We start from the raw sequence: 14036 nt of genomic DNA, 5'->3' as shown, positions 1-14036 counted from the left end.
CAATAAAATGGCGACCTAGATCGCCCCCGCTGGATGCAGACTGCAAATCGCCGCTCAGCTTGCAAGCGCGTCGTAGAAATCCCGCGTCAAACCGGCCTGCCGACGCGCCGAGTCGTTGAACGGTGGCTTAACGCTTCCCCGAAAATGGCGTTTCACAAGGATTTGGTAATGTTTGACGGGGTCTAGGCCCAATCGGTTCGTCGCCTGGTTGAACCATGTCCTCCCCGCCGACACATGGCGAATCTCATCCGTCATGATCCGCTGCAACATCCTTGCGGATATATGGTCGCCCACCCCCTCGAACCGCGCGATCGTGGACGGCGTGATATCCAGCGCACGGGCTTCCAGCACCATTGGCACGACCGCCAGCCGCGCCAGCGCATCACCCGCCGTCTCGCTCGCCGCCTGCCACAGCCCGTCATGCGCGGGCAGCGCGCCATAATGGCTGCCCAATTGCCGCAGCCGCCGGTCGAGCAGCGCGAAATGCATCGCCTCGTCCGCGCCAACCCGCATCCATTCGTCGGTGAAGCCTGCCAGAAATTCGCCGCCAAAGCGCCCGATCAGGTCGAACGCCAGGTCGATCGCGACAAACTCGATATGTGCCAGCGCGTGCAGCATCGCGATCCGCCCGCGATCCGTGCCCATCTTGCTGCGCTTGGGCATTTGCCCCGGCGGCAGCAGTTCGGGCGCATCAGGCCGGGCCGGCCGATCGGGCATCGCCACGTCGAACCGATGCGCCAGCCGGCCCAGTCGCCAGCTACGCGCCACCGCCCGCGCCGCCATCAGCTTAGCGGTCGGGTCGGCAATGGTCAGCACATGGGCGCAACCCGCGCCCACGGAATCAATCGCAGGTGGCAGGGTCAAAGCGCCTTCGCCGCCTCCAGCACCTCGGCGGCATGGCCCTTGACCTTCACCTTGGGCCAGACCCGCACGACCTTGCCGTCTGCGTCCGCCAGGAAGGTCGCCCGCGCGATCCCCATATATTGGCGGCCATAGAGCGACTTTTCGACCCAGGTGCCAAATGCCTCGCAGGCCGTGCCCGGCTCGTCCGACGCCAGCGTCACCGCCAGCCCATATTTGTCGCCGAACTTCTTGAGCTTTGCCGGCTTGTCCTTCGACACGCCAACCACCGCCACGCCCAGCGCCGCGAAGTCGCTCGCCAGTTCGGTGAAATCCTTCGCCTCGCTAGTGCAGCCGGGCGTATCCGCCTTGGGATAGAAATAGACCACCACCGGCTTGCCGCGATAGCGCGCCAGGCTGAAATCGGCGCCATCCGCATCCTTCAGCGCCACGTCGGGCAGCATCGCTCCCTGTTCAAGCATCTTGATCCTCCTGATAGGGCGCGGCCAGCGCGCGCCATGCGTCGCCGACGCTTTGCCGGGCCTTGGCATAGCTTTCAAGCAGCGCGTCCCAATCGGTCGCGCCACAGGCCCGAGCGACCAGCGGCCGGGTCGCCTCCGGCGGCTCGGTCGACTTGGGCGATACCAGCCGCGACACGATCAGGAAGCGGGTGATCAATTCCTGCGCCGGGATCAGCTCGGCGGGCAGATGGCCGGCCGCCACCAGCTCGGCCAGCGCCTCGCCCAGATCCGGGTCGAACCCCAGGCGATAATGGAACTGGCTGATGTGGATCAGGAACTCGATGTCGACCAGCCCGCCGGGCACCAGCTTGACGTCCAGCTCGCTTGCCGGCGGCTTGTGCCGGGCAATATCGCCGCGCATCTTCACCGCCTGCCGCGCCAGTTCGTCGAAGTCGCGCGGCCGTTGCAGCGTCTCGGTCAGGATCGCCTCCAGCGCGCTACGCGCCTGCGCCGATCCGAACACCGGCCGCGCCCGCGTCAGCGCCAGATGCTCCCAGGTCCAGGCTTCCTCGCGCTGATATTTGGCGAAACTGTCGAGACTGACCGCCAGCAGGCCCTGCGCGCCCGACGGCCGCAGCCGCGTATCCACTTCATAGAGCGGCCCCGCCGCCGTCGACACCGACAGCGCATTGGTGATGCGCTGGCCAAGGCGGTTGAAATATTGGGTCGCACCCAACGGCCGCGCGCCATCCGATTCCGCCAGGAAATCGCCGGTGAACAGATAGACCAAGTCCAGGTCCGACGCATGGGTCAGCACCCCGCCGCCCATCCGGCCGAGCGCCAGGATCACCATCTCGCCCCCCGGCACCTTGCCATGGGCGCTTTCGAACTCGGCGACGGTGGCGCCGGCCAGCGCTTCGATCGCCGCTTCCGCCACCCGGCCATAGCCGCGCCCGGCCTCCAGCGGATCGCCGCCCCGCACGATCTGCACGCCCAGCGCGAAGCGGCGATCATTCACCCGCTGCCGCACCCGGTCGAGCAGCGCCTGATAATCCTCGCCCGCCTCCAGCGCGGAAAATTGCTGCGCCAGGACATCGACCGGCGGCACCGGGTCGAAGGCCGACGCATCGATCAGCCCTTCGAGCAGTTCGACCCGGCGGCTCAGCACATCGGCGAGCGCCGGCGCATGGCTCAATATCTCCGCCAGCAGTTCGACCAGCCCCGGCCGCGCGCCGAGCAACTTGAAGAAGTTGATCGCGCTCGGCAGCCGGCCGATCATGTCGTCCAGCCGGTTGAGCGCCCGGCCCGGATCGGGCGCGGTGGCGAGCGCGGGCATCAGCACCGGCAACAGCCGCTCCAGCGCCTCGCGCGACGCGCCGCTGCGCAGCGAGCGGATCGTGCCGTCGCGCCAATGGGCGACCCGCGCCGCCGCCCAGTCGGCATCGACAAAACCCATCTCCTTGAGCTGCGCCTTCAGCCTGTCCTCGTCATGCGACAGGCTGCCATCGTCGGGCGCGGCGGTCAGCCGGTCATAATTGGCGCCGACCCACTCGACATGGGGCCGCAGCAGGTCGAGCAGCGCCGCCCCGTCCGCCAGGCCATGCAAGCGCGCAACATTGTCGAGCGATTCCGGATTCCTGGGCAGTTCATGGGTCTGGCGATCCTCGACCATCTGCAGGCGATGCTCGATCGTGCGGAACAGGATATAGGCTTCGTCCAGCCGCGCGGCCACCTCCGCCTCGATCACGCCCGCCGCCGCCAGCGCGCGCAGCGCCGTGCGCGTATGGCCCGACCGCAAAGACGGGTCGCGCCCGCCATGGATCAGTTGATGGACCTGCGCGAAAAACTCCACCTCGCGAATGCCGCCGCGCCCGCGCTTGAGGTCATAGCCCGGCCCGAACGCCTGCCCCTGCGCATAATGGTCGCGGATGCGCCGGCTGATGTCGGTGATCGCGTCGATCGCACCGAAGTCCAGGCTGCGTCGCCACACGAAAGGACGGATCTGGCGCAGAAAATAATCGCCCAGCGCCATGTTGCCCGCCGCCGGCCGGGCGCGGATGAAGGCCGCCTGTTCCCAGCCCATCGCGGTCGATTCATAATAGCCGATCGCCGCCTCCACCGGCAGCGCGATCGGCGTCGCTTCTGGGGAGGGCCGCAGCCGCAGGTCGACGCGAAAGACATAGCCGTCGCCATCGCGCGCATTGAGGATTTCGCTGACCCGCCGGCCGATCCGCACCGCCGCGTCCGCCACATCCTCCCGCTCGCCATGCGGCAGGGTGGTGGGGTCATAGAGCAGGATCGGGTCGATATCGGACGAGTAGTTGAGTTCGCGGCTGCCATGCTTGCCCAGCGCCAGCACGACGAAGCCCTGTGGCACGGCATCGGGATAGCGTTCGGCGAAGGTCGCGGCCAGCGCCTCCTCCAGCGCCTGGTCGGCAAAGTCGGACAGGGTGCGGGTCACCCGGTCCATGTCCCAGGCCCCGGCCAGGTCCGCCGCCGCCGTCACCAGCGCGATCGCGCCGCGCCGCCGCCGCAGCGATTTGGCCACCCCATCCTCTGGCACGCCCTGCGCCTGCGCCGCTGCCATCGCCGCGTCGAAATCGCCCGTCGCCAGCAGCGCGACAACGGCCGGATAGCGGTCCATCTGCCGCGCCAGAAATGGCGAATGCGCGCGTATCCGCGCTTCCAGGTCGATCCAGTCCGTCACGCTTCCGTCTCCTTGTTGACGGCGATATCGCGTCCGAATGCGACGAAATCCAGAAACTTTTGGCTTACATGGCCGTTCTGTGTCTCATGGAAATGCAGCGCAAACCTCTTGGCCGATCGGCACCGGGACGGGACAGCGGCGGCGCCCGCGTCGTCAATGTCGCCCTGCCCCTGCCCTATGAAGGCGTGGGCAAGGCGCTGCGGTCCAGCTTCTCCGCGCAGCGCGACACTCTGCCGGACGACATGCTGGCGCTGTTGGCGAAGCTTGATCAGCATTAACCAATAAAGCGCAGACATTTTTTCATGTCTTGCCGCTAAGGCCCGAATCTCTTTCCATTTTCAGGCGGGAATGCGGGTCAATCGATGATGTACAAGGTCTTTGCCGGCGGCACGCTGGTGGTCGCACCGATGATCGTCCTGGCGCTGCAGAATTTCGCGCCGCATCAGCAGCCGGTCGCCCAGCCTAGCGAGGCACAGCCGGTCGCCACGCCGGTTGCGCCGCCGCCTCCCCCCGTCGCCCCCGGTGCGCCCCAGGACTTTGCTGTCCCGTCCTCGGGCGAACCGATGGCCGATGCCGGCCAACCCAGCATTATGCCGCAGCTGGACACGGCCGCGTCCGTCAGTCCGGGGTCATCAGACTCGCCGCCGCCAGGCTCCCCCAACGCCGAACATTGATCGCGCCTACAGCGCCCCCTTGAACGTATCGCACTGGGCCGGATCGCCACTGTCCAGCCCCTTGCGCAGCCAGCTCATGCGCTGCTCGCTGGTGCCATGGGTGAAGCTTTCGGGCACCGGTCGGCGCCCGGCCGACTTCTGCAGCGTATCGTCGCCGATCGATTGCGCCGCCTTCATGCCCTCTTCCAGGTCGCCCGGCTCCATCAGGCCCGTGCGCTTGGCCCAGACGCCGGCATAACAGTCCGCCTGCAGCTCCACCTTCACCTGCAACGCATTGCCCTGCGCCTCGCTAACGCGGCGCTGCTGCTGGTTCACCTGGCCCAGCGTGCCTTCCAGATCCTGGACATGATGGCCCACCTCATGCGCGATCACATAGGCCTGGGCGAAATCGCCCGGCGCGCCGAAGCGATCGCGCAATTCGGTGAAGAAATCGGTGTCGAGATAGACCTTCTGGTCGTTCGGGCAATAAAATGGCCCCATCGCGCTCTGCGCTGCGCCACAGCCCGACGTGCCGCTCTGCGCATAGAAGGACAGGATGGTCGGCTGATAAGTCTGGCCGGCTTCCTTGAAGATCTGGCCCCAGACCCGTTCGGTCGATCCCAGCACCTTCAACGACCAATGCTGGATCTCGGTCAGCTTGCTGGCGTCCTGGCTACCCGCCGGCGCGCTCTGCGGCGCCTGTTGCTGCACGCCGCCACCACCGCCCAGCAGGCTCAGCGGATTGACGCCCATCACCGCCAGGATGATCAGCACCACGACGATGCCGCCGCAACCGAAGCGACTGCCGATCAGCGGCAGCAGCAATCCCAGGCCGCCCATCCCGCCGCCGCCGCCGAAACCGCCGCCGCGTCCGTCCTGCACCTCGAAATTGCTGCTTTCCTGTTCGTCGTCGAGCCGCACCCTGGCCTCCCTCGCATCCTGTTCCCGTGCCTACTGCATAACCGGCTGGCTGCAAACCATCGGCTGACGATGCACGTTCCATCGACGGGAAGGACTTTGTTACGAGACATTAAGTTGGAATGGCCGGACCAAAACCTATATTGCAGTGCGACATGGCCGACACCGAATCCCGACCGCGCCGCCGCGCCACCACGCCCCTCCCCCTCCCCCGCGAAGTCGCATTGCTGTTGCAGGGGGGCGGCGCGCTCGGCTCCTTCCAGGCTGGCGTCTATCAGCGGCTCGATGAACTGGGGGTCGATGTCAGCTGGGTCGCGGGCATCTCGATCGGCGCGGTCAACGCCGCGATCATCGCCGGCAACCCGCCGCACCGGCGCCTGAGCCAGCTCAAGAAATTCTGGCTGACCGTCTCGGGCGGCATGCCCAACATGATCCTCCCGGAAATCGACCATATCCGCGAAGCTGCCCATCTGATGGCCGCCGGCACGGTCGCGACCCTGGGCGTGCCGGGCATGTTCCGCCCGCGCCTGTGGCCCGCACCACTGATGCCCGAAGGATCGGCCGGCGCGATCAGCTTCTATGACAGCGCGCCCTTGAAGGACACGCTCGACGCCTGTGTCGACTGGGATCTGCTCAATGACGGGCCGGTCCGCCTGTCTGTCGGCGCGGTCGATGTCGAGACCGGCAATTTCGCTTATTGGGATACGCGCGGTCCTGGCGGCAACACCCGCATCGACGCCCGCCACATCATGGCCTCGGGCGCGCTGCCGCCGGGCCTGCCCCCGGTCGAGATCGATGGGCGCTGGTATTGGGATGGCGGCATCGTCTCCAACACGCCGCTCGCCCATGTCCTCAACCACCAGACCGACGACATGCTCGTCTTCCAGGTCGATCTCTTCCCGGCCGAAGGGCCGATGCCGCGGCAGATGACCGATGTCTATTCGCGCATGAAGGACATCCAGTATAGCAGCCGCACCCGCCAGGTGACCGACCAGTATCTGCGCCTGCGCCGCGAGCATGGCGCGATCAAGGCGCTGCTCGACAAGCTGCCGCCCGAACTGCAGGACGGGCCGGAGGCGCAGAAGCTGCGCGACATGCTCGATGGCGGATCGGTCAACATCGTCCACCTCATCTACCGCACCCGCGCCTGGGAAAGCGGCGCGAAGGATTTCGAATTTTCCCGCGCGACCATGCTCGACCATTGGAGCCAGGGTCGCGAGGCGGTGGAAGAAGTGATGCACAAGGGCGACCTCATCGCCCGCAACATCCTCGACGGAAAGAGCGCGACCTTCGATCTCGACGCGCCGGATCATCTCAAGGAGAAAATGGCATGAGCAAGTCCCTCGCTGGCAAGACCGCCCTGATCACCGGTTCCACCTCGGGCATCGGGCTTGCCTATGCCAAGGCGCTGGCCGGCGAAGGCGCCAATGTCGTGATCAATGGCTTTGGCGACGCGGACGGAATCGAGAAGGAACGGCTCGGCCTTGAAGCTCTTTCGGGCGCCAAGGCGCTCTACAGCGGCCATGACCTGACCAAGGTCGACCAGATCGAGGCGATGATGAAGGAAGCGGCCGATGCCTTCGGCGGTATCGACATCCTCATCAACAATGCCGGCATGCAGCATGTCGCCCCGGTCGAGGAATTCCCGCTCGACAAATGGGATCTCATCATCGCGCTGAACCTCAATGCCGCCTTCCACACCACGCGCCTCGCCATTCCTTACATGAAGGACAAGAAGTGGGGCCGGATCATCCAGACCGCCTCGGCCCACTCGCTGGTCGCCTCCCCCTTCAAGAGCGCCTATGTGACCGCCAAGCATGGCCTCAACGGCTTCACCAAGACGGTCGCGCTGGAAGTCGCCACCTTCGGCATCACCGCCAACTGCATCTCGCCCGGCTATGTCTGGACTCCGCTGGTCGAAAACCAGATTCCCGACACGATGAAGGCGCGGAACATGACCCGCGAGCAGGTGATGAACGACGTGCTGCTCGCCGGCCAGCCGACCAAGCAGTTCGTCACCGCCGAACAGGTCGCCGCCACTGCCCTTTACCTGTGCAGCGACGCCGCCGCCCAGATCACCGGCGCCAACCTGTCGATCGACGGCGGCTGGACCGCCCAATAAGCGCCATCGCCCGGTCGATATGACCGGGCATGCGATTGACTCACCTTCCCCCTTGGCCGCGAACTGACGGTCAAAAGGGGAAGAGGATCGCGCCATGGCGCCAGACCAGTGCCGCATCACCGATCAGGTCGCCATCGTCACCGGCGGCGGCGCGGGCATCGGCCGCGCCATCGCGCTCGCCCTGGCAGAGGCCGGCGCCGACATCGTCATTGCCGACATCATCCCCGAACGCGGCGCGGAAGTGGCGGCGCGCGTTGCGGAGCATGGCCGCGCCTGCCTCGCCATCCCGACCGACATGGCCCAGCCCGATCAGGTCGCGGCGATGGTGGACGCGGCCCAGGCCCGCTTCGGTCGCATCGACATCCTCGTCAACAATGTCGGCGGCGTCAGCCGCAAGGCCTTTGTCGACCAGAGCGCCCATAGCTGGCGCCGCCATATCGACCTCAACCTCGTCTCGATGCTCGCCGCCACCTCGGCCGCCGTGCCGCACATCATCGCGGGCGGGCGCGGCGGCGCCATCATCAACGTCTCCAGCATCGAAGGATCGCGCGCCGCGCCCGGCTATGCCGTCTATGCCGCCTGCAAGGCGGGGATGAACAATTTCACCCGGACCATGGCGCTGGAGCTGGCCGACCATGGCATCCGCGTGAACGCGATCGCGCCCGATTTCACGACGACGCCGGGCACACGCGGCAATCCCCCCGGCCCGGTGGACGAAGCGACATGGTTCCCCGTGTCGCCCGCCATGGCCGATGCCACGGCGCGCCGCATCCCGCTGCAACGGCCCGGCATCGACAGCGAATGCGGCCAGGCCGCCCTGTTCCTCGCCTCACCCATGAGCAGCTACATCACCGGGACCATATTGCCGGTCGACGGCGGCAGTTGGGCCTCGTCCGGCTGGGTCCGCAACGCCGCCCGCCAATGGGTGCTGGTCGAACCGCATGGAGTGTCCGACGCATGAAGATCAACGTCCCCCTGCCCTTCGACCATGCCGACCTGCCCGACGAGTTCGGTACGATGGCGGCGGTCGCCGAAATCGGCCGCACGGTGGAACAGGCCAGCTTCCACGCCGGCCTCGTCACCGACCATCCGGTGCCGACCGGCCGCTGGCTCGACGCTGGCGGCCATCATGCCCAATCACCCTTCGTCATGCTGGCCCTGCTCGCCGCCCACACCACGACCCTGCGGCTCCAGACCGGCATCCTCGTCCTGCCCTATCGCAATCCCTTCATCGTCGCGCGCGACATCACCACGCTCGACGCCTTTGCCGGCGGCCGGGTAACGCTCAGCGTCGGCGCGGGCTATCTCAAGGGCGAATATCGCGCGCTGGGCGTCGATTTCGACCAGCGCAACGAACTGATGGACGAATATCTGCGCGCCATCCGTGCTGCCACCAGCGGCGAAGAATTCGTCTTCGAGGGCACGGGCTATCAGGCCTTCGGCAACCGCATCATCCCCGGATCGCCGCAAAAGCCCGGCCTGCCCCTCTATGTCGGCGGCAATGCCAAGCGCGCGATCCGCCGCGTGGTCGATCTCGCCGATGGCTGGAACCCCTTCTTCACCGCCGGTGGCGGCGTCAACAGCGCCACCACCCGCACCGCCGCGATGGAGAATGAGGACGATCTGAAAGCCGGCATCGCCTATATGCGCGACTATGCGGCGCAGGTCGGCCGCACCGCTTTGCCCGACGTGATCCTGGGCGGCGTCAACAAGCCGGGCGAGGATCTCTCCAACCAGCAGATCGTCGACCGCATCGGCACCTATGCGCAGCTGGGTGTCACCGCCTGCGGCGTCACGGTGAAGGGCAAGACCCGTTCCGAATGGTGCGACAATGCCGCCCGCATCGGCGAAGAGGTGATCGCGAAAATCTAGGGAACGCCGATCACCGTTTCGGGCTGCTCGGGATAGGCGCGCAGCAGCGCGTTGCACAGCGCCATGGCAGCACTAGCCCGCTTGTCGGCCGGGCGCACCGTTACCGCACTGCCGCTCCAGATCACCGCCGCGTCGCCGCGCCGATGCAAGCGCATCTCCAGCTCGGTGCGCTCCAGCGCCACATGGCGCGTCTTGCCGGATGGCACCGCCAGCGAGAAGCTCGATCCCACCGCGCCCGACACGCCGCCGGGCATCAGGTCGGAATTGCTCTTCTCGACCTTGCCGGTCCCGGTCCCGACCTCGGACGCCCGGATCACCAGTTCCATGACCAGCGCGGCATGGCCATCGTCCAGCAAGGTGAAGCCCTTGTCCGACAGGGCCAGGGTGGCCGCATCGACAAAGGCGTCGGCCGCGCCCGCCTGCCCGCTCGCATCCTCCTGCATGGACACAGATATGGTGCCGCCGCTCGGCACATCCGCTGCCGATGCCATCGCCGGCAGCAGCACCGCCGCTGCAACCATCAGCATGGATCGCGCCCATTTCCGCGCGCCAGGCAATCGCTTCTGATCCATCAAGGCTCGATCATCCATCCCAAGCCGAACAGGTCGGCGGCCAACACCCCCATGCCTAGCCCAGCGGCGGCCCGCCGACAATCGCGCGCCCTCACCGGTCCCGCCGCGCCAATCTCACACGATATTCATTTGCCTTCCCGCGCCCGGCATGACAGCGGCGGAGCATGACGAACCGATCGCCCCGCCATCCGCTCCTGATCGCGCTGCTGCGCTGCAAGCCGGTGCTCGACTTCATCGGCGACGATCCGGACAGCAAACCGCTCGCCCGCAATATCGGCCTGTTCCAGCTGACCATGCTGGGCGTGGGCGCGACCATCGGCACGGGCATCTTCGTCGCCCTGACCACCGCCGTGCCCGAAGCGGGGCCGGCGGTAACCTTGTCCTTCGTCATCGCCGGCATCACCGCCGCGCTGACCGCGCTCTGCTATGCCGAAATGGCCTCGGCCGTGCCGGCGTCGGGCTCCTCCTATTCCTATGCCTATGCGACCATGGGCGAACTCGCCGCCTTCCTGATCGGCAGTTGCCTGCTACTGGAATATGGCGTCTCCGCCTCCGCCATCGCCGTGGGATGGGGGCAGTATCTCAACGAGCTTCTTTCGATCAGCACCGGCTGGCGCCTGCCCGACATCATCGCCCGGCCACCCGGTGCGGGCGGTATCGTCAACCTGCCCGCCGTGCTGCTGGTGGGCCTGTGCCTCATCCTGCTGCTGCGCGGCACGCGGGAATCGACCACCGCCAACGCCATATTGGTGATCGCCAAGCTCGCCGTGCTGGCGCTGTTCGTGGTGGTCGCGCTCGCCCATTTCCAGCCGACCAACTTCCACCCCTTCGCGCCCAAGGGCATGGTCGGCATCGGCGCTGCGGCCTCCTCCATCTTCTTTTCCTATATCGGCATCGACGCGGTCTCGACCGCCGGCGAGGAAGTACGCAATCCGCGCCGCGACCTGCCGCTCGCCATCATCCTGTCGCTGCTGATCGTCACCGCCGCCTATATATTGGTCGCGGTCGCGGCGATCGGCGCCCAGCCCTGGACCGACTTTGCCGGGCAGGAAGCGGGCCTGGCCGTCATCCTCCACAACCTCACCGGCGCGGGCTGGCCGGCGGTGATCCTGTCGCTGGGCGCCATCGCCTCGATCTTCAGCGTCACCCTGGTGGTGATCTACGGCCAGACCCGGATCCTCTATGCCATGGGCCGCGACGGGTTGCTGCCCGCCTTCTTCTGCCGGGTCGATCCGGTGCGCCATGTGCCGCGCCAGAATACATGGATCGTCGCGATCGGCGTCGCCCTGCTCGCCGCCTTCGTGCCATTGGACGTGCTGGTCAACCTCACCAGCATGGGCACGCTGATCGCCTTTGCCACCGTGTCGATCGGCGTCATCATCCTGCGCCGCACCCGGCCGGACCTGCCGCGCGGCTACAAGGTGCCCTTCTATCCGGTCCTGCCGATCGCCAGCACGCTCTTCTGCGCCTATCTCATCTTCGGCCTGCCGGCCGACACCTATGCGCTGTTCGCGGTCTGGGTTGGCGCGGCCGCGCTGCTCTATTTCGGCTATTCGATGCGGCGCTCGGCACTGGCCCAGCGCTGATCGGTCAGCGGCGAGACACCCTCGGCATGAAGATGATCGGGTCGATATCCAGCACCGGCTTTGCCGGCGCCGGCGCAGCGACCTTGGCCACGGCATCCGCCGCCGCCATCTGCTCGATCGTCAGCGAGGGATGCAGCCGATCCCTGGTCACCGTCACCAGCCCGCCCAGGCTGGTCATGCCGAACAGCTTCTGGGCAAAGGCATAGGGCAGGCGGATGCAGCCATGGCTGGCCGGATAGCCCGGATTATGTCCGGCATGCAGCGCAATCCCGTCCCAGGTCAGCCGCTGCATGAAGGGCATGGGCGCATTGCTGTAGAGATTGGACCGGTGCCACTGATTCTTCTGCAGGATCGGATAGTCGCCGATCGGCGTGCTATGCCCGGCCATGCCGGTCGACACGCTCGCCATGCCGACCAACCGGTCGCCGCTATAGACATGGGCCATCTGCCGATCGATGCTGATGACCAGATGGATCGGCCCGTCGAGCGGCCCTTCCTCCAGCCAGCGATAGCCACCCGGCGCCAGTGCGCCGGCCTTGGCCGCCGGCCGCGCGCGCTTGACCGGCGCAGCCGCCTGCACCGGCAGCGACAGCGCACCGGCAAGCAGGAACAGGCAGGAAAGGCCGGAACGGGCGAAGGACATGAATCCCTTCTTAAGCATGCGCCACACCCGCACCAGCCCTCAAATCATCCCCATCCCGCCCCGAGACGGGACAGCATCGTCAGATCAGCAGCAACTGCGCCACCGGCGAAAAACTGCGCCGGTGCAGCGGCGTCGGCCCATGCTCACGCAGCGCCGCCATATGCTTGGCGCTGCCATAGCCCTTGTTGCTCTCCCACCCATAATGCGGATGCTCGGCGGCCGCCGCGATCATGATCCGGTCGCGCTCTTCCTTGGCCAGGATCGATGCGGCGGCGATCGACAAGCATTTGGCGTCGCCCACCACCACCGCGGTCGAGGGCCAGCGCCAGTTGGGACAACGATTGCCATCGACCAGTATATGGGCGCACTCCTGCGACAGCGCCTCGACAGCGCGGGTCATGGCCAGCATCGTCGCCCATAATATGTTGAGTTCGTCGATCTCGGCTACGCTGGCGATACCAAGGCCCCAGCACAGCGCGCGAGCCTTGATCTCCCCCTCCAGCGCGGCGCGGCGCTTGGCGGTCAGCTTCTTGGAATCATTGAGGCCCTCGGGGCAATCCTCCTGCCGCAGGATGACGGCGGCCGCGACCACCGGCCCCGCCAGTGGCCCGCGCCCGGCTTCGTCCACCCCCGCCACCAGGCCGGGATGATGGATCAGTTCATGCGCAAAATCAGGCATAGGCGTGGAAGCCGAAGGGGTTGCCCATCGGGCCATGGCCCGCGCCAAGCCCCGGCGCCAGCGCCAGTGCCTCGCGCACATATTTGCGGCCACGCTCGACCGCCTCGATCAGGTCCAGCCCCAGCCCCAGGCCAGTCGCGATCGCGCTCGCCAGGGTGCAGCCAGTGCCATGGCTGTGCCGCGTGTCGATCCGCGCATTGCTCCACGCCTTGCGCACGCCCTGCGGCCCGATCAGCCGGTCGGTCAGCATCGGCCCCTCGCCATGGCCACCCTTGGCCAGCACATGGGTGGCAACACGGATGGCGATCTCCTCGCCGCCCAGCGCCGCCAGTTCGGGGATATTGGGCGTCACCAGCGTGGCGATGGCCATCAGCCGCTCGAACGCCGCGATCGTCGCATCGTCGGCCAGCAGCGATCCGCTGGTCGCGACCATGACGGGATCGAAGACGATCGGCACATTATCGAGCTGCGCCAGCCGCTCGGCCACCGCTGCCGCCGTCTGCGCCGAACCGATCATGCCGATCTTGACCGCGTCGACGCCAATGTCGCTGATGCAGCTTTCCATCTGCGCCAGCACCATCTCGGTCGGCACCGGGTGAACGCCCTGCACCCCCAGCGTGTTCTGCGCGGTGATCGCGGTGATCGCGGTCATGGCATGGCCGCCCAGCAGCGTGACCGTCTTGATATCCGCCTGGATACCGGCACCGCCGCCGCTGTCCGACCCGGCAATGATGAGAATGCGGGGCACGCTCATCCCTTGAACTTGCGCTCCGTGGAGGCAGGGTTGTTCGCCAGCGCCTTGCCCATCCGGGTCGGCCGGTCCATCAGTTCCCCGCCGCAATTGGGGCAGCGATCGTCCAGCGCCTCGGCACAGGGCGCGCACCAGGTGCATTCGAACGAGCAGATGAACGCGCCGGGCTCATCGGCCGGCAGGTCGGTGCCGCAGCGTTCGCAATCGGGCCGCATCTCAAGCATGGTTCATA

16 protein-coding genes are annotated in these 14036 nt (G+C 66.9%); 7 read left to right on the top strand and 9 right to left on the bottom strand.

The annotated features are described in order from the left end of the window. Positions 1-54: 54 nt before the first annotated feature. From U0025_RS02460 to U0025_RS02450, 3 genes are read right to left on the bottom strand one after another with little or no spacing between them, the layout of a single operon-like run. Positions 55-864, bottom strand: a complete 810-nt coding sequence (locus tag U0025_RS02460) for a ferritin-like domain-containing protein (RefSeq protein WP_004211007.1) — start codon at positions 862-864, stop codon at positions 55-57. Next, the gene (gene bcp / locus U0025_RS02455) at positions 861-1322 is read right to left on the bottom strand and encodes a thioredoxin-dependent thiol peroxidase (RefSeq protein ID WP_004211005.1); all 462 of its coding nucleotides are present in this window, start codon (positions 1320-1322) and stop codon (positions 861-863) included. Before bcp ends, U0025_RS02460 begins: the two co-directional genes overlap by 4 nt. Continuing rightward, a complete protein-coding gene (locus U0025_RS02450) occupies positions 1315-4008 on the bottom strand; it encodes a bifunctional [glutamine synthetase] adenylyltransferase/[glutamine synthetase]-adenylyl-L-tyrosine phosphorylase (RefSeq protein ID WP_004211003.1) in 2694 nt (897 codons plus the stop codon). The genes bcp and U0025_RS02450 overlap by 8 nt, the downstream gene beginning before the upstream one ends. A gap of 86 nt (positions 4009-4094) precedes the next feature. Here U0025_RS02450 and U0025_RS02445 point away from each other — a divergent pair, with 86 nt between their 5' ends. Both U0025_RS02445 and U0025_RS02440 read left to right on the top strand, forming a co-directional pair. Further along, positions 4095-4286, top strand: coding sequence for a hypothetical protein (locus U0025_RS02445; protein WP_037491094.1), 192 nt, complete (start codon positions 4095-4097; stop codon positions 4284-4286). Between the two features lie 84 nt (positions 4287-4370). Beyond that, positions 4371-4682, top strand: coding sequence for a hypothetical protein (locus U0025_RS02440; RefSeq protein WP_004211000.1), 312 nt, complete (start codon positions 4371-4373; stop codon positions 4680-4682). 6 nt (positions 4683-4688) lie between these two features. On the opposite strand, the gene ypfJ is transcribed toward U0025_RS02440, so the two are convergent. Beyond that, positions 4689-5582, bottom strand: coding sequence for a KPN_02809 family neutral zinc metallopeptidase (gene ypfJ / locus U0025_RS02435; protein WP_004210998.1), 894 nt, complete (start codon positions 5580-5582; stop codon positions 4689-4691). A 152-nt stretch (positions 5583-5734) separates the two neighbouring features. On the opposite strand from ypfJ, the gene U0025_RS02430 reads away from it, so the two are divergent. The 4 genes from U0025_RS02430 (at position 5735) to U0025_RS02415 (ending at position 9573) form a co-directional block, all read left to right on the top strand. Next, positions 5735-6913 (top strand): patatin-like phospholipase family protein, encoded by a 1179-nt coding sequence (locus U0025_RS02430; RefSeq protein WP_004210996.1) that lies wholly within the window; start codon positions 5735-5737, stop codon positions 6911-6913. After that, positions 6910-7701 (top strand): 3-hydroxybutyrate dehydrogenase, encoded by a 792-nt coding sequence (locus U0025_RS02425; RefSeq protein WP_004210994.1) that lies wholly within the window; start codon positions 6910-6912, stop codon positions 7699-7701. Before U0025_RS02430 ends, U0025_RS02425 begins: the two co-directional genes overlap by 4 nt. Before the next feature lie 94 nt (positions 7702-7795). Continuing rightward, positions 7796-8662 (top strand): SDR family NAD(P)-dependent oxidoreductase, encoded by an 867-nt coding sequence (locus U0025_RS02420; protein WP_004210991.1) that lies wholly within the window; start codon positions 7796-7798, stop codon positions 8660-8662. Continuing rightward, positions 8659-9573, top strand: a complete 915-nt coding sequence (locus tag U0025_RS02415) for an LLM class F420-dependent oxidoreductase (RefSeq protein ID WP_004210989.1) — start codon at positions 8659-8661, stop codon at positions 9571-9573. Before U0025_RS02420 ends, U0025_RS02415 begins: the two co-directional genes overlap by 4 nt. On the opposite strand, the gene U0025_RS02410 is transcribed toward U0025_RS02415, so the two are convergent. Further along, on the bottom strand, positions 9570-10100 hold the full coding sequence (locus U0025_RS02410) for a hypothetical protein (protein WP_254792302.1): 531 nt from the start codon (positions 10098-10100) through the stop codon (positions 9570-9572). The genes U0025_RS02415 and U0025_RS02410 overlap by 4 nt on opposite strands. A gap of 209 nt (positions 10101-10309) precedes the next feature. Between U0025_RS02410 and U0025_RS02405 the strand changes: the two genes are divergently transcribed. Further along, positions 10310-11731, top strand: coding sequence for an APC family permease (locus U0025_RS02405; RefSeq protein WP_004210986.1), 1422 nt, complete (start codon positions 10310-10312; stop codon positions 11729-11731). A gap of 4 nt (positions 11732-11735) precedes the next feature. Here U0025_RS02405 and U0025_RS02400 read toward each other — a convergent pair whose 3' ends face one another. The 4 genes from U0025_RS02400 to U0025_RS02385 all read right to left on the bottom strand — a co-directional run bounded on the left by U0025_RS02400 (position 11736) and on the right by U0025_RS02385 (position 14028). Then, positions 11736-12374, bottom strand: coding sequence for a L,D-transpeptidase family protein (locus U0025_RS02400; protein ID WP_037492073.1), 639 nt, complete (start codon positions 12372-12374; stop codon positions 11736-11738). A gap of 79 nt (positions 12375-12453) precedes the next feature. Then, complete coding sequence (locus tag U0025_RS02395) at positions 12454-13053, bottom strand: ribonuclease HII (RefSeq protein WP_004210983.1); 600 nt, start codon at positions 13051-13053, stop codon at positions 12454-12456. Continuing rightward, entirely contained in the window at positions 13046-13807 is a 762-nt protein-coding gene (thiD, locus tag U0025_RS02390) for a bifunctional hydroxymethylpyrimidine kinase/phosphomethylpyrimidine kinase (protein WP_004210981.1), read from the bottom strand. Before thiD ends, U0025_RS02395 begins: the two co-directional genes overlap by 8 nt. Further along, positions 13804-14028 (bottom strand): DUF1272 domain-containing protein, encoded by a 225-nt coding sequence (locus tag U0025_RS02385; protein WP_004210980.1) that lies wholly within the window; start codon positions 14026-14028, stop codon positions 13804-13806. The genes thiD and U0025_RS02385 overlap by 4 nt, the downstream gene beginning before the upstream one ends. Positions 14029-14036 lie beyond the last annotated feature (8 nt).

This window comes from Sphingobium yanoikuyae (assembly GCF_034424525.1).
Classification (GTDB): domain Bacteria; phylum Pseudomonadota; class Alphaproteobacteria; order Sphingomonadales; family Sphingomonadaceae; genus Sphingobium; species Sphingobium yanoikuyae.
This window is presented reverse-complemented; position numbering and strand designations above follow the sequence as displayed.

What these genes read in the sequence shown, in the direction of transcription:
- U0025_RS02395 (WP_004210983.1), bottom strand. Translation starts at nt 13,053, where the DNA reads ATGCCTGATTTTGCGCATGAACTGATCCATCATCCCGGCCTGGTGGCG.
- thiD (WP_004210981.1), bottom strand. Translation starts at nt 13,807, where the DNA reads ATGAGCGTGCCCCGCATTCTCATCATTGCCGGGTCGGACAGCGGCGGC.
- U0025_RS02445 (WP_037491094.1), top strand. Translation starts at nt 4,095, where the DNA reads ATGGAAATGCAGCGCAAACCTCTTGGCCGATCGGCACCGGGACGGGAC.
- U0025_RS02430 (WP_004210996.1), top strand. Translation starts at nt 5,735, where the DNA reads ATGGCCGACACCGAATCCCGACCGCGCCGCCGCGCCACCACGCCCCTC.
- U0025_RS02410 (WP_254792302.1), bottom strand. Translation starts at nt 10,100, where the DNA reads ATGCTGATGGTTGCAGCGGCGGTGCTGCTGCCGGCGATGGCATCGGCA.
- U0025_RS02385 (WP_004210980.1), bottom strand. Translation starts at nt 14,028, where the DNA reads ATGCTTGAGATGCGGCCCGATTGCGAACGCTGCGGCACCGACCTGCCG.
- U0025_RS02420 (WP_004210991.1), top strand. Translation starts at nt 7,796, where the DNA reads ATGGCGCCAGACCAGTGCCGCATCACCGATCAGGTCGCCATCGTCACC.
- U0025_RS02440 (WP_004211000.1), top strand. Translation starts at nt 4,371, where the DNA reads ATGATGTACAAGGTCTTTGCCGGCGGCACGCTGGTGGTCGCACCGATG.
- U0025_RS02415 (WP_004210989.1), top strand. Translation starts at nt 8,659, where the DNA reads ATGAAGATCAACGTCCCCCTGCCCTTCGACCATGCCGACCTGCCCGAC.
- U0025_RS02400 (WP_037492073.1), bottom strand. Translation starts at nt 12,374, where the DNA reads ATGTCCTTCGCCCGTTCCGGCCTTTCCTGCCTGTTCCTGCTTGCCGGT.
- bcp (WP_004211005.1), bottom strand. Translation starts at nt 1,322, where the DNA reads ATGCTTGAACAGGGAGCGATGCTGCCCGACGTGGCGCTGAAGGATGCG.
- U0025_RS02405 (WP_004210986.1), top strand. Translation starts at nt 10,310, where the DNA reads ATGACGAACCGATCGCCCCGCCATCCGCTCCTGATCGCGCTGCTGCGC.
- U0025_RS02425 (WP_004210994.1), top strand. Translation starts at nt 6,910, where the DNA reads ATGAGCAAGTCCCTCGCTGGCAAGACCGCCCTGATCACCGGTTCCACC.